The sequence below is a fragment of the Nostoc sp. FACHB-280 genome (genome assembly GCF_014697615.1).
Taxonomy (GTDB): Bacteria; Cyanobacteriota; Cyanobacteriia; order Cyanobacteriales; family Nostocaceae; genus Nostoc_B.
Genome location: NZ_JACJSD010000001.1, coordinates 21,186 through 45,854, shown reverse-complemented (window position 1 = coordinate 45,854; position 24,669 = coordinate 21,186). Strand labels below are relative to the sequence as shown.

Here is a 24,669-nt window from a genome sequence, read left to right as displayed (position 1 = left end):
CCACTCCCTACTCAGTCCTGTACACTTCGACTTCTCCTGTCGGAGACGCTGCGCGAACGCTCAGTGTACAGAATTCCCCACTTTCTACTCAGCACTTAGCACTCAGCACTTAATTATGAGCATCACAATTACAGGTACTATTGAACGTCGTGATATTGGTATGGGCGCTTGGGCTTTAGTCTCAGGTGACGGCGTGACCTACGAAATTCTCAAAGGCGCTGATAAAAGCTTGCTCAAAACTGGGCAGCAAGCTAAAGTCACAGGACAGGTGCGTGAAGATATCATGACAGCAGCAATGATTGGCCCAGTTTTAGAAGTGAAATCTTTTGAAATCCTTAATTCTCATTAGCAGTAGGATTTAAAACTGCTTGTAGACGACTTCTAAACTCCCCTTTGGGGTGTCCACCTTTAACTTCACCAATAATCTGAAATTCTCCCTCTGGCGCATCACAAATAATATAAGTAGGCCAGCCCATTTCTGATTTATCGGGATACTGGGTGAGCAAAATTTTCCGATATTTGCGATAAGTGGCTGTATCTTGCATTTTCACATCAATAAACTGCAAACCCAATTCTTCGGCTACTTTTTGGTCATAAAAAGCCATTTTATGGCAAATGCCGCAGTCTTCAGATGAAAATTTAATTACAGCTAAACTCATATAATTTTGCGCCTCCCTGAAAATAGGCAATATATCGTATCATACTTATTCAAAGTAAGCATCTTACTAAAGGATGAGCCACTAGGATAGCGCAATTAATGAAAATTTAAGTACAAAATTTAGAATTTTATCCGAAAAAAAATAATTTTCAGGAAATAGTCATAGTGTGGAAAAGCTGTTGACTAGGCAACAGAATTTAGCCAAAACCTAAGCTATGGCTTGGTTATAGATGTGTAATTGAAGTCAAAAAAATTAATTTTTAGCAATCTGTAATCTGGTTTTGACAAATCAGTAGAAATCTGGCTATAAACTATGATAGGATGTACAAACTTACGATTCTCATCCAGGGTAGCTTCTGCAAAGCAACTGAGCGATCGCAAAAATATTTCCACAATCCATCTACTGCTTGTGAATAGTAGAAGGTAAATAAGTGAGTTTCATCTTAATAAACACTAAAAGTGTTTGATAAACTCTATCGGTGGCATGATAACTGCGAAGATTCAGATTGAAGTTAAGTCAATAAATGCTGACACTGATAGTCAAAAAACACCATTTGCACTAGTATATTGTCTGAAACTTACGCTAGAATATACGCCTAAGCAACTACCAACAAAAGACAATAACTGTCTCAACAATCGTCAAGTAAGTGTTAGTTAATCCAGGGAGTTAGATATCAGGGTACATCTACCAATTAATTGTTCCAAGGTCTAGCAAAGTCTTCCGGAACAATTACCATAAAGGTTTTTGGGTGCTTCAAAAGTAAAAATATAGTTGTATCTACCAAGCAGGAAAGTTAGTTATCTTAGTACAACTACCAATAATCTGTTTCCAGGATTTAGAAGTATGTTCCGGATAAAAATTCCAAAAATCAGTATGCTGCTAAAACAGCAGAAAAAAATCTACCAGTTATGGCCAGTGCATAGGGGAGTTAGTTATTAGGGCGCGTCAATTGATAATTTATTTATTCGAGAATTTATCAACATCTTCCGAATAAATGCAATAATCATGGTTGCTATTTACCAAATATTAAAGAATCTCCCAGTAATGTCAGATAACTAGGAGATTTATTTATCAGGGTGTATTTATAATAATTATCTGGTTCGAGATTTAATTAACATCTTCCGCAGGAAAAATATATATAATTACTTTACTTCTGCTGAGATGTTGGTATTAAAAAAATCCTCCTAGCCAGTGTCAGCCAGCTAGGGAGAAAGTTATCAGGGTGCATCTACCAATTAATTGTTCTATTCTCAAGTTGCATCTCCCGGAATAATTTTTCACAACAAGCATCATCTACCAAAAAAAAATCCCCCAGCCAGTGTCAGCCAGCGAGGGGAGAAGTTATCAGGGTGCATCTACCAATTAATTGTTCTGTTTTCAAGCTGCATCTCCCGGAATAATTTTTCACAACAAGCATCATCTACCAAAAAAAAATCCCCCAGCCAGTGTCAGCCAGCGAGGGGAGAAGTTATCAGGGTGCATCTACCAATTAATTGTTCTGTTCTCAAGTTGCATCTCCCGGAATAATTTTTCACAACAAGCATCATCTACCAAAAAAAATCCCCCAGCCAGTTTAGCCAGCTAGGGTAGAGTTTGAAAGCTTGAATACAAGGGATAGTAAGACTTTTCCTCCTGCCTTCTGCTATATTCGTTTAAATGTACTAAAATCTGAGGGCGCAAGTCTTTGCCCTTTATTCAACTTGCACTCTTCTGCTTGATAGCTATGAAAGTCAGATGGGCAATGCGGAAAATACAATAGAAATAAATTCCTTAAAATGAACCAGGTAGACTATCTCCGCATTAGTTTAATTGATCGCTGTAATTTTCGCTGTCAATATTGTATGCCGGAGGGTGCAGAACTAGAATATGCCCTCAAGCAACAACTACTCTCTGACGCGGAACTACTGACTTTGATTCAAGAGGTGTTTATCCCTGTCGGTTTTACGCAATTTCGTTTAACTGGGGGCGAACCTCTACTGCGTCCTGGTGTAGTAGATTTAGTTAAAGCGATCGCATCATTCAGGGAAACTAAAGACTTATCCATGACAACCAATGGGTTTTTACTTGCACCCATCGCCAAAAATCTTTATGAAGCTGGCCTACGCCGAATAAATATTAGTTTAGATTCCCTTGATCCTGATATCTTTGATCAAATTATCGGCAATCATGGACGTTCTCGCTGGCAACAAGTCTGGGATGGTATTCAAGCCGCCTACAAAGCGGGATTTAACCCTCTGAAGCTGAATGTAGTGGTGATCCCCGGTGTTAATGACCATGAAATTCTTGATTTAGCCGCCCTCAGCATTGACAAACAGTGGCACGTCCGATTTATTGAATTTATGCCGATTGGTAATTGGCAATTATTTGGCGATCGCGGTTGGGTGTCTTCTGCGGATTTACGCCAACGCATTCGCAAACAATGGGGATTGACAGAATCACAAGTTCGTGGTAATGGGCCTGCGGATGTTTTTCAAATTCCAGGAGCGAAAGGTACACTGGGATTTATTAGCCAGATGTCAGAATGTTTTTGCGATCGTTGTAACCGGATGCGACTCAGCGCCGATGGTTGGTTACGTCCCTGCTTATTAAACGAAACTGGTCAATTAGATTTAAAAACTGCTCTACGTTCTGGTGTCAGCATCCACCAGTTACTCGAACAAGTGAGACACTTATTAGCTATCAAGCCAGAAATTAACTTTAAAGGCCGTGACTCTGGTACTACAGGCACATACAGCCGCACTATGTCGCAAATAGGCGGATAAAACTTTGTTGAGTAATGAGTTCTGAGATTTGAGGCTGTTTAATTACTCAGCACTCAGCACTCAGCACTCAGCACTTCCTTACGCTTGTCGTGAATAGTATTCCACAACCAGCAGTTCGTTAACTTGTAAAGCCACCCACTCGCGTTCGATGACACCGTTAACTTTACCAGTCAGCTTGTTTTTATCAAATTCCAAATGGCTGGGAAGGTTAGCCAAACCAGGATATTGCAAGTTAGTTTCTACCAACTTCCGTGATTGTGCTTTATCACGAACCGCAATTACCTCACCAGGACGGCACTGATAGCTGGGAATATTAACTACACGACCATTGATTGTGACATGACCGTGATTTACCAGCTGACGCGCTGCTGGAATTGTGGGAGCCATACCCAAGCGGAAAACGGTATTATCTAAACGCATTTCTAGCAATTGTAATAACACCTGTCCGGTAGAACCAGTAACACGTCTGGCTTTACGGACATAGCGTAGCAGTTGCTTTTCGGTTAGACCGTAGTTACAACGGAGTTTTTGCTTTTCTTCGAGACGGACAGCATATTCAGAACGCTTTTTGCGGTTCTGACCATGTTGACCGGGCGGATAGGCGCGTCTTGCGCTTTTACGAGTTAATCCTGGTAATTCGCCTAAGCGACGTACAATTCTGAGGCGTGGCCCTCTGTATCGGGACATGAGTTTCCTTAATTTAATCCTGTTTAAACTTTACCCAGACATACTATTATAAATATCTGTAAATGAAAAATGCTAAAAATCAGAAATTTAATCATCAAAAATTTATAAATATCAGAATTTAAGAGCCAAACACCAGAATTGAGAATGTCAAGCAGAGTTGGCTTACATTTGAGTTAGCATAACTGAGGGTTTTGGAACAATGGCAATGGAAACACAAAAAGCGAGTAAAGTGAAAAAGCCTCAATGTCAGTCTATTTCTGGGATACTCAGCACCCATAGCATTCGCTGGGCTACACCTGTTTTGGCTATAGCAGGACTTTTTATATCTAGTCTTCCCAGCCCAGCACTGATATTATTTTCTGATGACCACGAGAGTTACCGTGCATGTGCGGCGCAACTTTTAAAAGCAGGTGTCACCCAAGCAGCCGCAGCCCAAGGTTGTGCTACAGCAATACGTCCCAGAGACTTATCTGCTTGTGTGGCGACTATTAAACAAGGAACAAAAATTAGCCCAACTGATGCACTGGCTTACTGTACTAGGGCGCGTCGTCCTAAAGAGTTAGCTAGTTGTGTTGTTGGGGTCAGTCTCAATACCAAAGAAGAAATTAACTCAGCCGTTTTAAATTATTGTGGTCGCAGTTTATTACCTATCACTTTTGCGGACTGTGTGGTTGGCTTGCGTAGAGAAATCCCTTTAACACCAATACAGGCGTTAGATACTTGTATTGATGCTAGTGAAACTGCTAATGGGCTAACTGCTTCACCTACAGCGCCCTAAACTTAATATTACTTACTTCATTATTTGGTCAACTGTCTTTGGTAACTTACCTTTTCACTACAGACCGTTGACCAAAAATAACCCTGTCTATTTATATAAGCTAATAAAATACTAAATCATCCAATTTATAAATGTGGATGGCAACGGAAGCATCCTGCCATTCGAGACACAAAGCTAACGATGTCTCTAAATTTTGCAGCAGGAGCCTACCCGTCGTAACGATTGTACATAATGATTTGAGATTTCCCGGTTGCTGAGTGTTAGGATGCTTACTTTATTATGAGCCGGAAGTGTTAATCTTCTTTTCTACCAAAAACCATCTGTAAAATCATAGGAATACCACCGCTTTGATGATACTTGTCTGCCCAAGCGCGGATAACTTCGTCAAGTTCCTCCATTGCTTGATCCCACTTTTCTGGAGGAATATCCAGTTCTTCTAATGCACGCATGGAATTTGGTCGTTTTTCTGCCCAGTTTCTCATCATCCGAAAATACCGAGCTGTATCTTCTAACATGATATAGGTACGTTCTTGATCGTCTGCTGGTGCGTAAAAAGGACGAGTTAGCGCATAGAAGGGCATTCCCCAAGGCGAATCAATTCTTGTCACCGTACCTGAATACAATAGGCGGCGCTTGATGTGTTCTGCCAAGGCTTCACTCAAGGGCATTTGATGTTCAGGCGGGAGGACTTCTTGCGATCGCTTATGCAAAAATTCAATTAGTTCAAGAAATTCAAACGAACTTACTAATTGCGCGTCTGGTAAGTTACCAGGCAATTTTTGCTCAATTTGTTTTTTCTCTTCACTTGTCAGACTAGTTCCTGGCACACGGGATCGCCCTGGTTGCCAAGGGTATTTTTCCATCCAGACGTAAGGTAGTTGAATTAAGTAACGTGGTTCCTGAGAACCCAGCATTTTTAGCAACTTACCTTCTGTCAGAGCTTGTCTGACTTCTTCTACAATGATTTTGACCCTTTTTGGCTCCAGGTGGTGCAAATGACCTGTCATTCTCAGGTTTTGTCCCTGTTCAAGATAGGTCATATAAATTGCACACTTAGCTGCCGTAGCTGCTGCATCTAAGAATGCTCCATGCCTGTGCCCACTCGTCCGCATAGCACTAAAAGCCAGATAAAGCATGATCTGATCCATCGCACTAGGGCCAAGTTGTTTGATCAGATCTATGTCGTTACTCATATTACAGACAGTTAAATAGCACGTTTACAGATTTATAGTCAGAGGGAAGTAAGTAGTATACACCCAAACTTTAGGCGATATTGTTACTTGAGACTTTCTAGGATGCTGTGACTTTCAGGTTACTAGCAGTTGAAATTGCCAATGGCTCCGAATTATATAGCAAATCACTACTAAAAAGAAGTTAGTTGACTTGGCTATTGTCATCTTTTCCTGACAGACTCACAAATAACCATAAAATTCATCTACTTGTCATGCCCATTACAAAACCATCTATGTTTTCCGATTTAATCTATAAAGATTGTCTTCGGTAGCAAAAATGCCGCCTTTTATACTAGTTCACAAACAGAAAAACACTTCCTGATTGTTTGGTAACACCTAACTAGCCGACGGACTTGATGGTATGCACCTTTCCCAAGAATGACTGCTTTCTTTGGGTTTTTAGAGAATTCTGGTTACTCGTTGATTTCCTATTCGTGATGAGTAATCTGAGAGTCAATCATCTACTGAACTTGAATGAAATTACAGGTTTAGTAGATACTAGTAGACTACCATAATGCTCACAGCTTTCGGCAAATTTCTGGCATTTTTAGGTAGTTAGTACTTAGAGACATCTAAATTCCTCAAATTAGGTAGATAATTCCCAGTCCAAAATACCGTTTATTGCCTTCAATTATGATATTCTATTCTGTCAGCTTTTTTATCAAGTTTATGTAAATTAACTCAATCTTAATATTATATTAAGACTCTTGAGAGCCTAATTTACATACTAGTAATTATTAAGGATTCCTGATATTTCAAGCAATATGAAAAAGCTGCTTTGATTACCTTGAGTATCTAATGATTTTGTTGATATTTTTGACGCTAAAATCTATACTTTGAAGGTGCTATAAGCAGCGAATATATTTCAAGATTCACAGGATTTGAATTGTAAATTACGTACAGAAATCGTGGTTTTGCTATTTATTTTGTACTAAATATTTGGGTGTTCAACACAGAGAAAGTCATTAAAAAGGCTTTTGTACTTTGTTATTTATAAAATATATCAGGTATCTGGTGTCGTGATGCAATTACCAGATTTCATATTCAAGAGTAATATCGCTGCTGGTGAAAGACTGACTTTGAAGACTGCAATTTCCTAAATCATTACGGATTTACCGGGCATAAGCTAAAAAAGTTGTGGTATCCAGAATTTTGGGGAACTGTATAAGACTATTGATTTGGATTGATTACTGAGTTTGAGCTGGCGCTTGGTTAATTGTTAAAACAAAATAAAAAATTGAAAAGTTAAAAATCAAAGTTGAGATAATTAAGGTTTTATTTAACATTCGACTTTTAACTTTCCTCACTGTGACAAAGCTGCTGTGCATCATTTAAGTTTCAGTACTTGATGATTTCACTGGATGACGCATTTTATCAAAACCAAAAGCCGCAGCACCAAATGTGACAAATAACACGCCGAAAATCTGAATTATTTCTAAATTTTCTTGAATCAATAACCCAGCAAACACCACGGTTAATATCGGTACACCTGCGCCAATAATTGCCGATCGCAAGGCTCCAAGTTTACCAATACCAATATTGTTGAGGACATAGCTTAAAAGTGTCAGCACGCCCAAAATAAAAGCACTTAAAACAATTTCCAATAACTTAGAACCATCAATTGCTAGGCTCCAATCGGTTGGTAAAGGTAACATCAAACCAATAAAGCTCAAAACAAACATGGTGGTGAAGCTAACTAAAGTAAAAGACACAGGATGCAGTTTGGCGGCGCAGACACGAGTCAGCATGACATAGCAGGCAAAGGCTATCCCACCAAAAATTGCGGCACTGCTACCAATAGAAAAATCGCTGATCCCCGCCGTTGCAGCACCAGCTAAAACTAATAATTCACCTAAGAAAATCGCACCAATGGCAGCCCCACGCACGCTATTTGGTTTATCGCGGAATAACAGCCAAGACAACAAACCGCTAATACCGGGATAGATAAAGAATAGTGCGATCGCCATACCCGTTGTTACTTGACCAATCGCCAGATAAATCAACACCTGCGATAAAAACAAAAAGCAACCACTCGCAATTGATAGTTGCAACACTCTCTGGGATTTCACCTTAGCGGCTGAAGGCTTACCTTGAAATGATTCCATTAAGTTTTTGATATCTTGCCAAACTTGGGGGTGCATCATCGGTGCTAACAGCAACGTCAGCGGTACAACAATCGCCAAGCGCAGCAATAAAATTAAGAAAATATTTCCCAAAGTCGGTAATAACAACCGCTCTACCGCCAAGCTTCCCACCACCGCAGAACTTTGGTGGAACATCATTTTTACGGCGACGTTATACAGTGAAGACACCACCGTAGACAAGACAACTAGCAAAAACCCAATCTGCACTGGAGATAAACTTTGCGGTTTGCTAGGTCTTCGGGATCTGCGTGCTGGTGCAGGCGGTGGAGAAATTGGTTCATCTTCTACCAAATCTGCACTGAGAACAGAAACTGGCTCACTAACCTTGCTAGAAGGAGATTGGATTTGGGTTTCTGGTACATCAAACCGGAGTACAGCATTTTGTTCACTGGCTGCAACATTGCTAGATGTAGATTCCGCCACATCTTTGTCCGGTAAAACAATTGGTTCCGGTGGTTTTTCCTTGGGGGGAAAGTCCTTGGGAGCGATGGAAATTGGCTGAGTGGAACTTTCTTTAACTGGTGGAACAATTACGGCTGAAGATGTTTCTGCTGAAGAAGCAGTCGTTTGGTTGTCATTCGATTTATTGGTGACTTCTGATAACAGAGGGTAATTTACCGACTGTGGCTCATCTGGTTGTAAAACTGTAGCTGAAGATACTGTAAAAGAATTAACAGGCGATCGCTCATTTGATTGTAAAACTGTTGGTGGCGATACTTTCACAGCACTTTCCAACTTTGGCTCATCTGGTTGTAAAACCGTTGGTGGCGATGGTTTTGGAGGTTGGGTAGTTTCTTGGATAGCTTTAGTTAATTCCCCACGCAGGCGATTAACTAATTCCTCTACAATCGTTTCGCCTTGCTGTTGTTGGCTTTGCATCCGAGACAACTGCTGAGACAAATTACCTTGATAATTTTTTAGTTCTTGTTGCAGCGAATTAAAAGTAATGGTCAGAGTATCATCCAAACTGCCCAGCATTTGTTTAATCTGTTCATTACTTTCGGCTGATTTTAGAACTGCTTGTTCATCAGCACCAGTCATTTTTAGTTCGTTAGCTAAATTCTTCAGTGATGATTGCAGTTGGGAAGAAATATGTTTAGCTAAAACTTCTGCCAACTGTCGAATTAACACCTGCTGTTCGGTAATTTGTCGCACTTGTTGTAAGTGTTCTTTTTCCTCTAGCAGTTTTTGAATGTCATCGTACAGTCGCTCTTTGTCTGCTTGTAACCGTTTAATTTCTTCTTGCAATGATCTCAGCACATTTTGTTGGAGATTTTCTAAATCCTCCACAACAGCCCAGAGTGCTGTTTCTGCTGATCTCGATAGTTCGCCTCTAACTCGCGGGCTATCTGGCCGTTTTTCAATTCGCCCCATTAGCTTCTAACCTCTAACACCTTGAAGATAAAGCTGCTTCCCGTAAATTTGCTTGGCGCTCATACTAAATTTCAGTATTTTGTCAGATAGACCAAAAAATTTAACAAGATTTGCACGTATCAAAGTAATTTTGTCACGCTGAACACAGCTTGGCAAAGTCTATAGTCTTGGGCTGTACAGCTTCACATAGTTTGTGCCACGTATCAGCCAGCAAATTCAATCCTTTAAAAGTGAGATTTTGAAATAGAAAATCTATCACTCAATATAAGTACTTGTTATTTTGATAGCAACAGTAAATTTTAAATACTTGCGAATAAATGCCTGGAAATTATTCAGGATGGTAACTTTGTAAAAGTTAGATGTAAATCATCATTATCTAGGAATCAAATTTGATAACTGGAAGTACTGGTGTAGAAAAGTAACAGGTTACAGGTGATAGGTAACAGGTTACAGGAAAAAGAGCGTCGCAGTGTACCTAGTTTTCTTCCGAAATTAAATATGAGTTCTATAGAATGTAACTTTAGCAACAGTTTAAATTTACCTCAGAGCTTAGTTTGTTTTCCTTGGGAATTTTTAAGTATTATTCTCTCCTAAAATATATTTTAGCTACTTCTAGTATTTCAAAGTAGTCGGCAACAAGCATCAGGATAATTTAAATATTTATTTTGCAATTTTCTCCTAGTTTTTTTGAGTTAGGCATTGATCAACAAATTTTCCGAGTGAATTTAAAACGGTTGGTGAGCGAACTTGTACTGAGCGCAGTCGAAGTAGCCGAACCACCAAATTAGTGCCACACAAACCGCGCAATGCTAAAGATACTTGCACTGAGGACTGCACTCAAAGGAACTGTAATTAACCACGCAGCAGCGATCGCTTGCAGAGTTTGAAATTTAATTGAGTTCAGGCTTTGCACCATCCCGATCCCCACTACACCCCCAACCAATGCGTGAGATGTCGAAACAGGTAAACCCAAGCGAGAAGCCAAAAGAATGGTAGTGGCGGTAGCTAGTTCAGCACAAAACCCACTACTAGGTTGCAAAGCAATGATGTTTTCGCCAATGGTAGCAATGACGTTTTTCCCCCAAATCGCTAAACCTGTAACAATTCCTGCACCACCAACAACCAAAATCCACAAGGGTATATCAATACCATTGATTGGTACGTTACCAGTCGCGTTAATATAAACGATCGCGGCTAAAGGTGCGATCGCATTTCCTACATCGTTAGAACCATGTGCAAACGCCACAAAGCAAGCACTGAGTAGTTGGAAACGACCGAATAGGCGTTCGGTGGGAGTGCTGAGTGCTGAGTACTGAGTGATAGATTCTTCTTGGGTTTCCCCTACACCCTTACACCCTCTCACCCCTACACCCTTGCATTCCTCTCGTTCTAGTTGTCGCCAACTCATTACAGTCAGCCCTACTGCTGCTAATGCACCTGCAAATAAGGGCATGTCGTATGCAGGGATGTTAATTCCTACTTGTGCATTTAGAAAATTCGTTAAAGGTTGCGTTAGCGAAGGTAGGACAATCACGCCAAACACGCCCAACAAAGCCGAACTCAGCCAAGGAATCCATTCTCTTAGCTGTGCAACTTGGTTTGGTTGATTTAAAATCCAGCGTTGAATTTGGCTGTAAAACAAAGCTGCAATACTACCGCTAATTATCGGTGTGAGTAACCAACCAATGGTAATCATGCCAATGGATGACCAATCAATTGCACCTATACCCATTGCCACAGCACTAAAGCCTGCGATCGCACCAACGACGGCGTGAGAAGATGATACAGGTAAACCTTTAGCAGTAGCAATTTGCAACCATACACCGCAAGATATTAATACAGTCATCATGCCTGTTACCAATAATTGGGGTGTGGCAGCAAATAAATTAGGATTGGCAACCTTTGTTGCTAAAGTTTCTGATACTTCATGCCCAAACAATACAGCGCCAGTAAACTCTAAAACTCCAGCAATAATGATGGCTTGTTTGAGAGTTACAGCTTTGGAACCAACAGAAGTCCCCATTGCGTTGGCAACATCGTTAGCACCAAGATTACAGGCGACATAAAAAGCAAGGATGGCAACTATCACTAAGGTCATGGGCATGGGTTGGGGTAGATGGAGATCAGGGGAAGTAGGAAAGTAGAGATTGAAGAAGAATTCAGAAGTCAGAATCAATTGGTGGAGGTTTTAAAGCCATTGATTCATCCGCTTGCAATGCACTGCGATGCCGCTTGTCGTTCGCGTAGCGTCTCCGCCAGGAGAAGTGTCGCACAGAATTCATACTGAATTCTGGCTACTGACTTCTGAATTCTTTTTGGATCAATTTTCATACTTCATACTTCACACTTCAATTGACAATTAGCTATAAGTATTTTCTACGAGTTAGCTTCTTTGCCCGGATCAAGGATAGATTAATATTTTGTATGTATCAGGAGAAGGAGCGATCGCTTGTTCTACTGCGGCTGATAAATCTTTGAGAGGGTAGCGATCGCTAATTAAGGCTGGAATGTCAATCCGCCGATTAAATACAATATCAGCCGAAAGCGCCTGAAGACGGTAAGAAGAACTGTAACTTCCCATCAAATCAATTTCTCGGCGATAAAGAATATTCGGATTGATAGGAATTTCTAATTCATCGGGGAACTCAGCGAAAAACAGTATTTTCCCCCCTTTACGGGTGCAGTCTAGTGCTTGAAAGAACGCTTTTTCACTAGGTACAGCCAGCAAGGTCACATCCACACCTAGTCCATTTGTAAGGGCGTGAATTTTCGTGGGTAAATCGGGATCACGGGCATCAAAAGCTGCTTCTGCACCCATATTCAAGGCTTTTTCGATTCTAGAGGGCAGTAAATCAGTAGCGATCGCTTTTGCCCCAAAATACTTCACCAACATCACAAACATTAACCCAATCGGCCCGGCTCCAGTGACTAATACTGTTTGTCCGGGGGCAATTTGAGCTTTTTTCACGGCTTTGAGACAGCAATTTGTCGGTTCCACAAAACTTGCTTCTTCAAAACTAATATCTTCGGGGATTGGAATTAACCCACCATTCTGCACAATGTGTCCTGGTACTTTTACATACTCCGCAAAACCGCCACCACTAGCATTAAAGCCTGCTGTGGTAGAGATATTTTTGTAGACATTGCACATCGAGAAATTTTCATTTAAACAATAAGCGCAACGCATACATGGGATGTGGTGCATCACCGCTACCCTTTGTCCCACTTGCCAACCTCTGACTTCTGAACCCACTGCGGCAATTTTTCCCGCCGTTTCATGCCCAAATATGCGTGGCGGTTCATAAAGAGGATAAAGGATTTTTTTAATATCTGACTGACACAGCCCCACAACTTGCACCTGCACCAGTACCTCATCTGGTTCTAAGGTTGGAACTGGGATTTCTTCGTAAGAAAGTTGATTTACGCCTCTAAATACCTGTGCTTTCACCTTGATTTTTTCACCGCTCAACAATCTTAGATGTAACATTTGCGGTCAACGTTGAGCTATAAACTTTCGGATTTATATGCCGAGACAAGATCCGCAAAGTTTGGGGCTACTTGATGGAGTAAATCAAGGAGTTGTACTAAATTCATCGGTGGTTTTCTTAGACTTTGAGATTGTCGCTCCACTACTTCAAGCATTTTCTGTGGATTAGAATTATACAGCCTCGTCAAAAATTCATCTGGAGATTGTGCTTGTATATTCCACGAGGCAAGATCCTTTTCTTGAAAGTGCTTCAGATTTGACGTAACAATTACATTAGCTCTCGCTACTATAGCTGTAGCTAGTACATGACGATCCCCAGGATGATTAGTCATTGCTTCAGTTAACTCATCCGGTACCTCAATTATTGCTTCTGGAAAAGCTGCTTTCATTCTCGTTTCAAGTCTTCTTGCTGCTTCTGGTGATATTCTCTCTGTAGACAAGAGATTACGAATTGTATCATCAAGAATTCTCTGAGACCAAAAGGGTAGATAAAAACCAGCTTCAGATACACAAAGTAAGGTATCCCTCAAGTACATAGGAAACAGTACGCAGGAATCCAGTACAACATTAAACATTTGTATGTAATTATTTTTAAATTGGTCAAATCCAATCTACCGAATTCATGTTTAATTACAAAATCCCTATTCGTAAAAGCCTAGTTCTTGGCTTTCTGCAATTAATTCGTCTAATAACTGCCGCCGCTTGCTATCTCGCTGTTGTTTATACTGCTGCAAATCTTCAAATCTTACACGCCGATGAGTACCTACCATGATATGGGGAATTTCGCCTTGCTCTAACAACTTAATCAGATAAGGACGTGATACGTTGAGAAAGTCTGCTGCTTGTTGTGTTGTGAATTCTTGCTCTTGAATTACTATTGAGACTAATTTACCTGATGCCATTGCCTGAACAACTTTACGCAATACTTTATCTACTGATTCAGGAATGGGAATTGTTTCGCCATGTGTGCCTACTAAATGTAGTTGAGTATCTTCTGGTTCCAGTATACTTTCTAGCTGCTTGATAGATTGAATTTCTTGTTCTTGAAGTAAAACTGGCTCTAATGGTTTGTTCTGTCCAGGAATGATGGAATTCATGGCGAAGTTTATGCAACTGTAATAGCACAATTGTATTTCATAAACGCAATATCCGAAACCAAGTGCGATCGCCTGCTAAAGTTGGGCAACTTGGCAAATAGATAAAAACCACTAAACCTAACGGGAATATCGATTATTTGTTTTAAACATCGGTAAGTCGATAGATTAACCGTATATTATGAATAGAGCAATAAAATTATCAAAACAAAAAGACAAATTTAGCTTTAATCAGCCGATTAATTGCATTTTTGTCAAATTTCGCTGTGCATTTTTGAATAGCTGCTCACAGCATTTTTGCAAGCCAAGTTAAAAGGAGTGAATGTGAATAACGCCATATTAATCAATGACAGCTTAACAACAACAGGGCAAATCTCAGTAAAGCAGCTAGAGCAAGCTATCCAAGAAGGTTATAAGTCCGTGTTAAATTTGCGATCGCCTGATGAACTAGGATTTTTTAGGGATGAGCAGAAGCTTGCTGAAAAATTGGGACTATATTATGTCAACGTACCCGTCAAGCTAGAAGTACTGAATGAAGAATTGATTACCCAAACCCTAAAGACGCTAGAACAGCTACCAAAACCAGTTCTCATCCACTGTGCAGCCGGAATGCGTTCCACAGGAATTGCGCTGTTAAGTATAGCCATCAAAGAAGGACTAAACGCAGAACAAACCTTAGCTAAAGCTAAAAGTTTAGGCTTTGGTTTTTTAGAAGATTTTAATGGTTTTAGTGTCAGTCCGAGGCTGAAGCAATTATTTGTGAACTATGTGAATAAACACGCCAAGATAGCGGTACTTGCTCGCTAAACTTTATTTATCCGACAACAGATTTAAATTTAGAAATTTCAATGTTGTCGGAATTTTATCAATTACCAACTACAAATTTTTAATAACCATAGCATTTATATTTGATAGATGAACAAAATATAGTAATTCTATTTGCTTGGTGAGCATCGAGAGACTCAGATCCCCGACTTCTTTGAGAAGTCGGGGATCTGTAGTTAACGAATAATTCAGGAATGCTATAAAGTAACAACTTTTAAATAATTTTAGTCATCAGGAAACTGCCAGCAAGAGATATGTTAAACATCTTGGCTACCGCATTTTTGACATACAGCATTTTCTAAAGAATCAACCCATTCATACTGACAACTACCACAATGACAGAAAATGTTATTGCGGTTAGCCATTGTAATACCTTGATGCCATTCATTTAGTTCAGCAGAATTTGAGAATGGGAATGCTTCTGACATTGATTTATACCTTTAAATTAAATAGTTTCATTTTAGCTAAGTAAACTGAGCCGTAAGGCTATATTTATTTTCCTACCTTTGATAGTTGCGGATACTCTTCTATGGATAGAGTTTTTGTAATATAGCCACACTTATTATATTTGGTGTAAAGTCTACTAGATTAAAATAATTACAAAATCTAGAAATAAAAATATTTTTTGTGAAGCAATAATTAAGATATGAATTATAAAAAATTATTTAGTTCACAGCAAAATAAGCCAAGTAAAAATTCAACTCATCATCAAACAAAAACTCAACAAATCGCATATAGTGTTGCTCATGAAATTTCTGGAAGAGTACGCTTTCGGGTGCCGCGACTGGCTAAAGATACAGAATATGCCAATAAATTGAAGGTAGCGATAGAATCTCAAATTAAGAATGCAAAAGTGAGAATTAACCCTACAGCTTCATCGATTGTGATTAATTATCCATCAGGATTAATGGCAGATGAAAAAATGCGATCGCAGCTAGTTCATCTAATTCAAATTGCCCCAAGTATAGGATTACCAACCAAGGTCAGCAATAAAACAATTGTCACAACTATTTTTGATGCTTTAACTAACTTAATAGATAGCTTACGTAACGCGAACAAAGCACGTAACACTATTCAGCATCAAGAAATTAGAAAAGACCGTTGGGAAAGATTACTTTCGACTGGAGAAAGGATAATTCAAGGACTTAAATCTGCTATAATGTTTATCTTGCCTAGCAAGCAGTGGCGATCGCAATCAGTACTAAACTCTGCTTAATTCTCTAAGTTTGATAATTTAACATACATCAAAAACAATTATCGAATATTTTCCCAATACGTAATGTCTTGGTCGGTTTTTACTCTACCAGCCAGATTGTTTTTAGTCAGAATGTAAGTTAGTAGTGCAGTATATAGCACTTTTATCTAGCTAAATTCAGAGGCAAAATATGTTTCCTTTTTGGGGTTACGGCTGTTATGGTAGTGAACCAGTTTCGCATAAAGCGCATTTAGAACGTAAACTCAAGTTCCTAACTTGGATGCGAGATGATTTAGAATCTAAGCTCTCTGGTATTAATGCAGCCATTGATACTATTCGGCAACAAATAGAACGCGAAGATAGACCTGTTTAAATTTCTATGTTTGTGTAGTCAAGAGTTATAGCTAAGTCTTAAAACTCTTTGTTCTGTTTGTTCTTATATAACGCACCACCTTTTGGGGCGGTGCGTTAAGTATTTCAAAGCATATTTGGATTAAAAAGCAAAATATCGCAAAATATCGCAAAATATTGCATAAGATAATTGCTGTAGAGTCTCTCTCAAAATGTATCTACAACGTTGAAGCCTCATCCTCATTTATCAGTCCCTTGTAGAATGTTGGCAGAAATCAACAACCTGAAAGTAAAAAGTCATTATGCGCTTACTACATACAATGCTGCGGGTAGGAAATCTAGAAGAATCATTGAAATTCTACTGTGATCTTCTAGGTATGAAATTACTGCGTCAAAAAGATTATCCAGGGGGAGAATTTACCTTGGCTTTTGTTGGCTATGGTGATGAAAGTGACAATGCAGTCATTGAATTAACGTATAACTGGGGAGTAGAAAAGTACGAATTAGGTAACGCTTACGGTCATATCGCTTTGGGAGTAGATGACATTTATGCTACCTGTGAAGCGATTAAAAATCGTGGTGGTAAGGTAGTGCGGGAACCAGGGCCAATGAAACATGGTTCGACCGTCATTGCTTTCGTGGAAGATCCCGACGGATACAAAATTGAGCTAATTCAATTGGGTACTCAAGGATCAGCCGCCAAGCAAACATCACAAGAACAACTCGTATCGCAATAGTTTTTGATGAGGATGAGGGTGTAAGGGGCAACATCAAGTCAAAAGTCAAAAGTTAAAAGTTAAAAGTCAAAAGGTCTTTTACTTTGGAGTTTTAACTTCCCCGTAGGAGTGTAGGTATTCAAAACCCTTACACCGTTCGGCTGACGCTCACGCGAAGCCCTTACACCCATTCTTGTCAGACAACCTTTGTGCGGAAGTCCTGATTTCTGTACCTCACACCCTTCCCGAAGATAAATTACGCCGAACTTGCAACCACAGATACACGCGGATTTAAACTCAATAGTGCTTGGATAATGATTTGGGGAGAGAATACTGTCAAAAGTGTGAAGTGTGTGAAGTATGAAGTGTAAATGTTTATTCTTGTGGTTGGCAAGTCTAGTGGTTGTAAATCCTTTATTATTGATTATTCCTCGCCCCTAGCTTATCGTTCTATTTCATCCTACGCTACTAACAGGGGATGCAGCGATCGCATCTCATCATAAGTCCTCTACCTTTTCCCAACTCCAATTTCTTAAATAAAATCCGCAATTCAACTTCGTAACGATGCAGCCTACAGATCCCAATAAATTTACAGATAAAGCCTGGGAAGCCATTGTTAAATCTCAGGATATAGTTCGTGCTTATAAACAACAACAATTAGACGTTGAACATTTAATTATTGCCCTTTTAGAAGAACCCACTAGTTTAGCGATTCGCATTTTAGCACGGGCGGAAATCGACCCCATCCGTTTACAACAGCAACTCGAAGCATATACTCAACGTCAGCCCAAAGTTGCCAATAATGACCAACTTTACCTCGGTCGCACTTTAGATGTGCTGCTTGACCGCGCCGAGGAAGCCAGAGTCAAAATGAAAGATACCTACATTTCTGTAGAACATATTCTTTTGGGTTTTGCAGAAGATGAACGTATTGGGCGGCGGATACTTAAAGGTTTTAATGCGGATAGTGGTACTCTAGAGGCGGCAATTAAAGCTGTACGCGGTAGCCAAAAAGTGACAGACCAAAATCCAGAGTCTCGCTACGAAGCATTGCAAAAATTTGGTAGGGACTTAACAGAACAAGCCAAAGCGGGAAAACTCGACCCAGTTATCGGGCGGGATGATGAAATTCGCCGTGTGATTCAGGTATTGTCACGCCGGAGTAAAAATAACCCTGTTTTAATTGGTGAACCGGGTGTCGGGAAAACTGCGATCGCAGAAGCTTTGGCACAGCGTATAATCAACGGTGATGTCCCCGAATCGCTGAAGAATCGCCAATTAATTTCTTTAGATATTGGGAGTTTAATTGCTGGGGCAAAATATCGGGGTGAATTTGAAGACCGCCTGAAAGCCGTCCTCAAGGAAGTTATCGACTCTAACGGACAAATTGTCCTGTTTATTGATGAACTGCACACCGTTGTTGGTACTGGTTCCAACCAACAAGGGGCGATGGATGCGGGAAATTTACTCAAACCGATGCTGGCGCGGGGTGAACTGCGGTGTATAGGCGCTACAACCTTAGATGAATATCGCAAATATATCGAAAAAGATGCAGCCTTAGAACGTCGTTTTCAACAAGTATTTGTTGACCAACCCAGCGTAGAAAACACTATCTCGATTTTGCGGGGTTTGAAAGAACGCTACGAAGTCCACCACAACGTAAAAATTTCCGACTCAGCCTTAGTGGCGGCGGCTACTTTGTCAGCCAGATATATTTCTGACCGCTTCTTACCCGACAAAGCCATTGACTTAGTAGATGAGGCGGCGGCACAGTTAAAAATGGAGATTACCTCCAAACCTTCAGAATTGGAAGCCATTGACCGCCGCTTGATGCAGCTAGAAATGGAAAAACTTTCACTGGCGGGAGAAGAAAAAGTTCCTACCCAAACGCGGGAACGCTTGCAGCGCATTGAACAGGAAATCGACACCTTAAAATTCAAACAGCAAGAATTTAACGAACAATGGCAAGGTGAAAAGCAACTGTTAGAAGCTATCAGTGCTTTAAAGAAAGAAGAAGAATCTTTACGGTTGCAAATTGATCAAGCTGAACGGGCTTATGATTTGAATAAAGCTGCTCAGTTGAAGTATGGCAAATTAGAAGGTGTGCAGCGCGATCGCGAAGCTAAAGAAACCAAACTTATAGAACTTCAAAGCCAAGGTTCGACTTTGTTGCGCGAACAAGTCACCGAAGCCGACATCGCTGAAATCGTCGCTAAGTGGACAGGTATCCCCGTCAACCGCCTGCTGGAATCAGAACGGCAAAAACTACTGCAACTCGAAAGCCATTTACACGAACGGGTTATTGGTCAACATGAAGCAGTGGAAGCTGTCGCCGCCGCCATTCGTCTCGCCCGCGCCGGAATGAAAGACCCCAGCCGCCCCATCGGTTCATTTTTATTTATGGGGCCGACTGGCGTAGGTAAAACAGAACTCGCCCGTGCATTAGCGCAGTTTCTCTTTGATTCTGAGGATGCTTTGGTACGCCTAGATATGTCCGAGTATATGGAAAAACACTCGGTAGCGCGGTTAGTTGGTGCGCCTCCTGGTTATGTTGGTTATGAAGAAGGCGGTCAACTTTCCGAGGCTGTGCGCCGCCATCCTTACTCAGTTGTGTTGTTGGATGAAGTGGAAAAAGCTCACCCAGATGTGTTTAATATTCTGTTGCAGGTACTTGATGATGGTAGAATCACTGATTCTCAAGGCAGAACAGTAGATTTTCGTAATACCGTGATTGTCATGACCAGTAACATTGGTAGCGAACACATTTTAGATGTTTCCGGTGATGATACTAAATATGACATGATGCGGGAACGGGTAACAGATGCACTGCGATCGCACTTCCGCCCTGAATTTCTCAACCGTGTAGATGATACCATTCTCTTCCATACCCTCAGCCGTTCCGAAATGCGCCACATCATCCGCATTCAACTCAAGCGCGTTGAGAACCTGTTGAAAGAACAAAAAATCTCCTTTGAAATCACTCAAGAAGCTTGTGATTACTTAGTAGAAATGGGCTATGACCCTGTTTATGGCGCACGTCCCTTAAAACGAGCCATTCGCCGAGAAGTAGAAAACCCCATCGCTACGAAGATATTAGAAAATACCTTCATTGGTGGTGATACCATCCTCATTGACAAAGCTGAAGACAAATTGATTTTTCGCAAAAAATCCACTGTGAAAGTATCAGTACCACAGCCAATTACATAATACCTGTTATAGCAATCCTATTTGATATGTGAAGAAAAGAGACAAGGGAGACAAGGCGGAAACGGTAGACAAGGGAGAGATGTTTTTTATTCATTTAGGATTGCTATATATATTCTTCTAATTAAAAGGAGCCAGAAAATTATTCTGACTCCTTCGTTTTTCGTATTTCGTGAGTATATTGAATATTTTTAGCATTTCCAGTTTTACCTGATGCCGATGTGAATTAATTTATTCTCTACTTGGCATTTCTGCTTCCTGAATTGCTTGCTCTAGAAAAATTCTGGCATCCTCGATTTGTCCAGATTCGATGCAACCATGAATAATTTTGCACCATTCTACTAAAACTGCCAGCTTTTTTGTGTGAGTTTCAGGAACCAATGATTTTGAAATTGTGGAGTAAAGGCGTAAGTTCTGCATTTGAATACCTCCTTAAAAATTTACCTATATCTCCATATTTCCCAAATCCTTCTCTTTATTTACTTACACTTAAGATAGATATATTAAAATACTTAAGGCTTTTTTAAGTATTGCAATGATCCCCATTTCACAGAGCGATCGCACTTCTGTTCCACTTTAATAAGCGTATAAATACATACGTAAGTCAATTAATCAATTGCAGAATACTTTGAAAATTAAAAAGTAAGGTAATAAAAGCAAAAAATCATTAGATTTACTTAAGTAGCCATAATTATTTCTGAATTTACCAAGGATTTTTGCGTAATTATTGGGTGATAAAAGATAATGGAAAGAGCGATCGCACTTCGATTTGACATCAAAACGCGGAACTCCGACTGCAAAACACCAGCATTCAAGCTCAGAACTAGAACATTCTCGTTTAGAACAGGAACCTTCGAGTTCGGAACCTGAAATTTCGAGTTCAGAACATGAACGTCCTCGTTTGGAACATGAAACTTGGAGTTCCGAACATGAACCTTCGAGTTCAGAACACGAAACTTGGAGATAAAAGGTTGATTGATGAGGTTGGGAACTTGAATTTTACTGTTGTGAGTTGAGGCGATCGCGCAAATCTGCTAAATCTTCACGACAAGTAACAGTACGGGGATGATTAACTCCTAGGCTTCGCTCATAAATATCCAAAGCTTGCTTTAACAGGTTTTCGGCTTCGCCGTATATGCCTTGGGAGTTAGGTGTTCCAAAGGTCATTTTTCCAATCATCCTTATCATATTCTGTATGTGTATCGAGAGACTTAGATCCCCGACTTCTTCAAGAAGTCGGGGATCTTCTGGTTACTTAATCCATCACAGCTAACACAGCTTTGGGTAATAACTTATCTTTAAACCACACAATTCTCGCAGGTACATCATTTAATTTCACGCCAGCTTTTTCCAAATTCAGCCGTTCGGAAATTGCCAGAATCAAATTATCACAACCCGCACGCCGCACCTGAGAAAATTTCTTTTGTAAATATTCTGGTCGCCAATAACCGACAATTTCTAATAGAAATTCCCGTCCATCAGGATGCACTAAGCGAAAATCAGGAATCATCACACTTCCAGGAATGGGAATTAAATCAACTTCTCTTTCTAATACCCAATCGGTTTTTAAAGCATCCCATTTATCAGCAAAGGAAGCCTCCAACATACTATCGTAAGGCTTACCTTTAGAATAGTGCGATACTAAACCACACTCGGAATTGAGGGTAAATCTGCCAGTTTTCCAAGTATCTGTGTAAACATCACGGGTTTGTAATGTTGCTGAAAGACTCCATTTAGTGACATGCAACAAAGCCGGAATTAATTTAGCGATCGCCAGCCCATACCGCGTACTAGGATTAAATAAACTCGTCGGCCCGTCCACTGTAATTGTAAAGCCGTGGTCGGCATCACCTTCTATATAAGCCATGAGTTGAAACAATTTTAAATAGCGAAATAACAGCTTATATTCCCCCGGAACATTGCGATGAGCATTTAATACTAACTGACTTGCTTTATAAAAAATTCCCTGCACCTGGGACAAGTTATATCTATTTAAAATATCTACAGGTGAAGGTGTATCAAATTGAGTCAAAATTTTATTTTCTGATAAGTCAGCATACAAACCAGTCCGCACCTGTTCTAACAAAACTTCTCGCTCTAATTCTTGACTTAATTCATCAGCAATTTTGCTTAAAGTTGCTTGGGTTGATTCTCGGCTGGCTACAGATTTTGCCGCTAAAGCAAACACCCGTTCTCTTAACATTGGTGGTTCCAAGGGACTCACCACTTCAAAAGTACAAAAATTGCTTTTGATAATATAAGCTAATCCCCGCTTGACACGATAATCTGTCGCATCACCTTCTAAATCTAAAAGCTGCTTTTCTAACTCCCCTTGAGTTTTACCTTGCGCTGCTTGGAAACAAGCAATTAATTCATTTGTTAACGCCAAATGTTTATCATCAATCTTCAGCCTTTTCGGAATGATTTCTTCTCCGTTTAGGCGATGACTTAGTAACTCCGTTGGTAACATCTTCTGAATTTTTAGTTGAATATTTTATTTCTAATTGTTCCGCAGCCATTAAACTTTTTTCCTGTCCAGTCCCATAGATAACCTGTAAATTCCCTTTCTTTTCTTTCTTCCCTTCGCGCTCTTTGCGTCTTTGCGGTTCGTATTTCTCCTCACCCCGCCGCCGCGCCGAAGTCCCTTCTTCACTTGTATCCTCCGCGATTACCTCATACAAAATCGCCTGTTTATTCTCCACATTTCCCTTACGTAAAACCCTACCTAAACGTTGAATATATTCCCGCGTTGAACCTGTACCCGACAGAATAATTGCCACTGAAGCCGCCGGAACATCAACACCTTCATTCAACACATGAGAAGCAACCAAAGTATTATATTCACCTTCGCGGAATTTAGTTAAGATTTCATGGCGTTCTTTGACTGGTGTTTGATGAGTAATTGCCGGGATTAATAAGTCTTGGGAAATTTTATAAACCGTCGCATTATCAGCCGTAAAAATTAACACCCGTTCAGGATAATGGGTAGCTAATAAATCAGCTAAAATTCGCAACTTACCATCAGTTCCCAAAGCAATTTCTTTGGCTTCGCGGTGTGCTAACATGGCTCTACGTCCAACTTGCGATCGCGCACTCATCTGCACAAACATTTGCCAACCTTGAATACTGCCCAAAGAAATTTTAGATTGACGCAAAAAATCATTACGGGTTTGAATTAATTGATTGTATCTTTCCCGCTCAATCTGGGATAATTTCACTTTTATTTGGACAATTTCATGTTCAGCTAAGGCTTTCCCCGCCAAATCTTCCGCGCGTTTGCGATATACCTCTCGACCAATCAAAATATTTAAATCAGCGTGTTTGCCATCGGTGCGTTCTGGTGTGGCTGATAATCCTAACCGATAAGGTGCGATCGCATATTCGGCAATTACCTTGCTAAAATCTGTCGGTAAATGATGGCACTCATCAAAAATAATCAAAGCATATTTATTCCCTAAAGTTTCCGCATGAATCGCTGCACTATCATAAGTTGCTACTAATATCGCTGTCTTATCCCGCGAACCGCCGCCTAGTAACCCCACCTCTGCATCGGGAAACGCCGCAACTAAATGTGCATACCACTGGTGCATTAAATCCAAAGTCGGGACAACAATTAACGTAGTGCGCGGTGTTGCTTGCATCGCCATCTGCGCCAGATAAGTTTTACCAGCCGCCGTTGGTAAAACTACTACACCTTGTCTTCCCGCCAACTTCCAAGCCGCTAAAGCTTCACTTTGGTGGGGGTAAGGTTCCATTTCCAAACTCGGAACCAACTCTATCGGGTAAAATTCCTTCGCTTCATCAATAAACTCTACTTCTTCCCCTTGCAGTGCTTCCACCACAGCCCGGTATCGCATCGCCGGAATCCGAAATTTTTCCACGCGGTCATCCCATGTAGCATAATCCATCCAAGCTTTACCGCGTGGTGGTGGGTGCAGAATTAATGTACCGCGATCGAAGGTTAATTTGGAGATGCGAGCCATTCCGAATTGCTTGGGGATTGTCCTGTACTAAGTAACAATCCTACAGTTATTGAGGAAGTAATGGGTGGAAGAGAGTCAGGGTGTAGGGGTGTAAGGGTGTAGGGTGTAGGGGTTTTGATTGGTGTCAGTTTAACTTGAAAAGGGCGGTTAGAAACCGCGTCTACACAAACAAAATTGG

24 protein-coding genes are annotated in these 24,669 nt (G+C 40.4%); 10 read left to right on the top strand and 14 right to left on the bottom strand.

Annotated features, from left to right (window positions below; all coding sequences use genetic code 11):
- Positions 1–115: 115 nt before the first annotated feature.
- Positions 116–349, top strand: a complete 234-nt coding sequence (locus H6G75_RS00180; protein WP_190671034.1) for a hypothetical protein — start codon at positions 116–118, stop codon at positions 347–349.
- Here H6G75_RS00180 and H6G75_RS00175 read toward each other — a convergent pair.
- Positions 336–659 carry a thioredoxin family protein gene (locus H6G75_RS00175; RefSeq protein ID WP_190978004.1) on the bottom strand — a complete coding sequence of 108 codons (324 nt, stop codon included), beginning with the start codon at positions 657–659 and terminating at the stop codon, positions 336–338. The genes H6G75_RS00180 and H6G75_RS00175 overlap by 14 nt on opposite strands.
- Before the next feature lie 1,775 nt (positions 660–2,434).
- Here H6G75_RS00175 and moaA point away from each other — a divergent pair.
- Positions 2,435–3,421, top strand: a complete 987-nt coding sequence (gene moaA, locus H6G75_RS00170) for a GTP 3',8-cyclase MoaA (protein ID WP_190978003.1) — start codon at positions 2,435–2,437, stop codon at positions 3,419–3,421.
- 78 nt (positions 3,422–3,499) lie between these two features.
- On the opposite strand, the gene rpsD is transcribed toward moaA, so the two are convergent.
- Entirely contained in the window at positions 3,500–4,108 is a 609-nt protein-coding gene (gene rpsD / locus H6G75_RS00165; RefSeq protein WP_190967323.1) for a 30S ribosomal protein S4, read from the bottom strand.
- Between the two features lie 199 nt (positions 4,109–4,307).
- On the opposite strand from rpsD, the gene H6G75_RS00160 reads away from it, so the two are divergent.
- Positions 4,308–4,886 (top strand): hypothetical protein, encoded by a 579-nt coding sequence (locus H6G75_RS00160; protein WP_190978002.1) that lies wholly within the window; start codon positions 4,308–4,310, stop codon positions 4,884–4,886.
- 293 nt (positions 4,887–5,179) lie between these two features.
- Here H6G75_RS00160 and hetR read toward each other — a convergent pair whose 3' ends face one another.
- The 7 genes from hetR to H6G75_RS00130 form a co-directional block, all read right to left on the bottom strand.
- Positions 5,180–6,079, bottom strand: a complete 900-nt coding sequence (gene hetR / locus H6G75_RS00155) for a heterocyst differentiation master regulator HetR (protein WP_062295448.1) — start codon at positions 6,077–6,079, stop codon at positions 5,180–5,182.
- 1,370 nt (positions 6,080–7,449) lie between these two features.
- Positions 7,450–9,636 (bottom strand): DMT family transporter, encoded by a 2,187-nt coding sequence (locus tag H6G75_RS00150; RefSeq protein WP_190978001.1) that lies wholly within the window; start codon positions 9,634–9,636, stop codon positions 7,450–7,452.
- A gap of 784 nt (positions 9,637–10,420) precedes the next feature.
- The gene (locus tag H6G75_RS00145) at positions 10,421–11,740 is read right to left on the bottom strand and encodes an inorganic phosphate transporter (protein ID WP_190978000.1); all 1,320 of its coding nucleotides are present in this window, start codon (positions 11,738–11,740) and stop codon (positions 10,421–10,423) included.
- Between the two features lie 55 nt (positions 11,741–11,795).
- Positions 11,796–11,918: a hypothetical protein gene (locus H6G75_RS33385; RefSeq protein ID WP_277884059.1), complete on the bottom strand. Its 123-nt coding sequence runs from the start codon at positions 11,916–11,918 to the stop codon at positions 11,796–11,798.
- A gap of 119 nt (positions 11,919–12,037) precedes the next feature.
- A complete protein-coding gene (locus H6G75_RS00140) occupies positions 12,038–13,084 on the bottom strand; it encodes an alcohol dehydrogenase catalytic domain-containing protein (RefSeq protein WP_190977999.1) in 1,047 nt (348 codons plus the stop codon).
- A gap of 56 nt (positions 13,085–13,140) precedes the next feature.
- Entirely contained in the window at positions 13,141–13,698 is a 558-nt protein-coding gene (locus tag H6G75_RS00135; protein WP_190977998.1) for a PIN domain-containing protein, read from the bottom strand.
- Between the two features lie 66 nt (positions 13,699–13,764).
- Entirely contained in the window at positions 13,765–14,220 is a 456-nt protein-coding gene (locus H6G75_RS00130; protein WP_190977997.1) for a helix-turn-helix domain-containing protein, read from the bottom strand.
- 321 nt (positions 14,221–14,541) lie between these two features.
- Here H6G75_RS00130 and H6G75_RS00125 point away from each other — a divergent pair, with 321 nt between their 5' ends.
- The gene (locus H6G75_RS00125) at positions 14,542–15,024 is read left to right on the top strand and encodes a beta-lactamase hydrolase domain-containing protein (protein ID WP_190977996.1); all 483 of its coding nucleotides are present in this window, start codon (positions 14,542–14,544) and stop codon (positions 15,022–15,024) included.
- A gap of 275 nt (positions 15,025–15,299) precedes the next feature.
- Here the strand turns inward: H6G75_RS00125 and H6G75_RS00120 are convergent, their stop codons facing one another.
- Positions 15,300–15,470, bottom strand: coding sequence for a hypothetical protein (locus tag H6G75_RS00120; RefSeq protein WP_190977995.1), 171 nt, complete (start codon positions 15,468–15,470; stop codon positions 15,300–15,302).
- A gap of 218 nt (positions 15,471–15,688) precedes the next feature.
- On the opposite strand from H6G75_RS00120, the gene H6G75_RS00115 reads away from it, so the two are divergent.
- From H6G75_RS00115 to clpB, 5 genes are all read left to right on the top strand, one after another.
- Positions 15,689–16,258 (top strand): HMA2 domain-containing protein, encoded by a 570-nt coding sequence (locus H6G75_RS00115; protein ID WP_190977994.1) that lies wholly within the window; start codon positions 15,689–15,691, stop codon positions 16,256–16,258.
- Between the two features lie 169 nt (positions 16,259–16,427).
- Complete coding sequence (locus H6G75_RS00110; protein WP_190977993.1) at positions 16,428–16,610, top strand: hypothetical protein; 183 nt, start codon at positions 16,428–16,430, stop codon at positions 16,608–16,610.
- 280 nt (positions 16,611–16,890) lie between these two features.
- A complete protein-coding gene (gloA, locus tag H6G75_RS00105) occupies positions 16,891–17,325 on the top strand; it encodes a lactoylglutathione lyase (protein WP_190977992.1) in 435 nt (144 codons plus the stop codon).
- A 350-nt stretch (positions 17,326–17,675) separates the two neighbouring features.
- Positions 17,676–17,807, top strand: a complete 132-nt coding sequence (locus H6G75_RS33380; protein WP_277884058.1) for a hypothetical protein — start codon at positions 17,676–17,678, stop codon at positions 17,805–17,807.
- 61 nt (positions 17,808–17,868) lie between these two features.
- Positions 17,869–20,511 (top strand): ATP-dependent chaperone ClpB, encoded by a 2,643-nt coding sequence (clpB, locus tag H6G75_RS00100; protein ID WP_190977991.1) that lies wholly within the window; start codon positions 17,869–17,871, stop codon positions 20,509–20,511.
- 228 nt (positions 20,512–20,739) lie between these two features.
- On the opposite strand, the gene H6G75_RS00095 is transcribed toward clpB, so the two are convergent.
- Positions 20,740–20,928, bottom strand: coding sequence for a hypothetical protein (locus H6G75_RS00095; protein ID WP_190977990.1), 189 nt, complete (start codon positions 20,926–20,928; stop codon positions 20,740–20,742).
- Between the two features lie 349 nt (positions 20,929–21,277).
- Between H6G75_RS00095 and H6G75_RS00090 the strand changes: the two genes are divergently transcribed.
- Entirely contained in the window at positions 21,278–21,475 is a 198-nt protein-coding gene (locus tag H6G75_RS00090; RefSeq protein ID WP_190977989.1) for a hypothetical protein, read from the top strand.
- A gap of 32 nt (positions 21,476–21,507) precedes the next feature.
- Here the strand turns inward: H6G75_RS00090 and H6G75_RS00085 are convergent, their stop codons facing one another.
- The 3 genes from H6G75_RS00085 to H6G75_RS00075 form a co-directional block, all read right to left on the bottom strand.
- Positions 21,508–21,675, bottom strand: a complete 168-nt coding sequence (locus H6G75_RS00085; RefSeq protein WP_242051426.1) for a tetratricopeptide repeat protein — start codon at positions 21,673–21,675, stop codon at positions 21,508–21,510.
- An 88-nt stretch (positions 21,676–21,763) separates the two neighbouring features.
- Entirely contained in the window at positions 21,764–22,978 is a 1,215-nt protein-coding gene (locus H6G75_RS00080) for a DUF790 family protein (RefSeq protein ID WP_190588812.1), read from the bottom strand.
- Positions 22,908–24,491, bottom strand: coding sequence for a DEAD/DEAH box helicase family protein (locus tag H6G75_RS00075; protein WP_190977987.1), 1,584 nt, complete (start codon positions 24,489–24,491; stop codon positions 22,908–22,910). Before H6G75_RS00075 ends, H6G75_RS00080 begins: the two co-directional genes overlap by 71 nt.
- Positions 24,492–24,669 lie beyond the last annotated feature (178 nt).

What these genes read in the sequence shown, in the direction of transcription:
- H6G75_RS00180 (WP_190671034.1), top strand. Translation starts at nt 116, where the DNA reads ATGAGCATCACAATTACAGGTACTATTGAACGTCGTGATATTGGTATG.
- H6G75_RS00175 (WP_190978004.1), bottom strand. Translation starts at nt 659, where the DNA reads ATGAGTTTAGCTGTAATTAAATTTTCATCTGAAGACTGCGGCATTTGC.
- moaA (WP_190978003.1), top strand. Translation starts at nt 2,435, where the DNA reads ATGAACCAGGTAGACTATCTCCGCATTAGTTTAATTGATCGCTGTAAT.
- rpsD (WP_190967323.1), bottom strand. Translation starts at nt 4,108, where the DNA reads ATGTCCCGATACAGAGGGCCACGCCTCAGAATTGTACGTCGCTTAGGC.
- H6G75_RS00160 (WP_190978002.1), top strand. Translation starts at nt 4,308, where the DNA reads ATGGCAATGGAAACACAAAAAGCGAGTAAAGTGAAAAAGCCTCAATGT.
- hetR (WP_062295448.1), bottom strand. Translation starts at nt 6,079, where the DNA reads ATGAGTAACGACATAGATCTGATCAAACAACTTGGCCCTAGTGCGATG.
- H6G75_RS00150 (WP_190978001.1), bottom strand. Translation starts at nt 9,636, where the DNA reads ATGGGGCGAATTGAAAAACGGCCAGATAGCCCGCGAGTTAGAGGCGAA.
- H6G75_RS00145 (WP_190978000.1), bottom strand. Translation starts at nt 11,740, where the DNA reads ATGCCCATGACCTTAGTGATAGTTGCCATCCTTGCTTTTTATGTCGCC.
- H6G75_RS33385 (WP_277884059.1), bottom strand. Translation starts at nt 11,918, where the DNA reads ATGAATTCTGTGCGACACTTCTCCTGGCGGAGACGCTACGCGAACGAC.
- H6G75_RS00135 (WP_190977998.1), bottom strand. Translation starts at nt 13,698, where the DNA reads ATGTTTAATGTTGTACTGGATTCCTGCGTACTGTTTCCTATGTACTTG.
- H6G75_RS00130 (WP_190977997.1), bottom strand. Translation starts at nt 14,220, where the DNA reads ATGAATTCCATCATTCCTGGACAGAACAAACCATTAGAGCCAGTTTTA.
- H6G75_RS00120 (WP_190977995.1), bottom strand. Translation starts at nt 15,470, where the DNA reads ATGTCAGAAGCATTCCCATTCTCAAATTCTGCTGAACTAAATGAATGG.
- H6G75_RS00115 (WP_190977994.1), top strand. Translation starts at nt 15,689, where the DNA reads ATGAATTATAAAAAATTATTTAGTTCACAGCAAAATAAGCCAAGTAAA.
- H6G75_RS00110 (WP_190977993.1), top strand. Translation starts at nt 16,428, where the DNA reads ATGTTTCCTTTTTGGGGTTACGGCTGTTATGGTAGTGAACCAGTTTCG.
- gloA (WP_190977992.1), top strand. Translation starts at nt 16,891, where the DNA reads ATGCGCTTACTACATACAATGCTGCGGGTAGGAAATCTAGAAGAATCA.
- H6G75_RS33380 (WP_277884058.1), top strand. Translation starts at nt 17,676, where the DNA reads ATGTTTATTCTTGTGGTTGGCAAGTCTAGTGGTTGTAAATCCTTTATT.
- clpB (WP_190977991.1), top strand. Translation starts at nt 17,869, where the DNA reads ATGCAGCCTACAGATCCCAATAAATTTACAGATAAAGCCTGGGAAGCC.
- H6G75_RS00095 (WP_190977990.1), bottom strand. Translation starts at nt 20,928, where the DNA reads ATGCAGAACTTACGCCTTTACTCCACAATTTCAAAATCATTGGTTCCT.
- H6G75_RS00085 (WP_242051426.1), bottom strand. Translation starts at nt 21,675, where the DNA reads ATGACCTTTGGAACACCTAACTCCCAAGGCATATACGGCGAAGCCGAA.
- H6G75_RS00080 (WP_190588812.1), bottom strand. Translation starts at nt 22,978, where the DNA reads ATGTTACCAACGGAGTTACTAAGTCATCGCCTAAACGGAGAAGAAATC.
- H6G75_RS00075 (WP_190977987.1), bottom strand. Translation starts at nt 24,491, where the DNA reads ATGGCTCGCATCTCCAAATTAACCTTCGATCGCGGTACATTAATTCTG.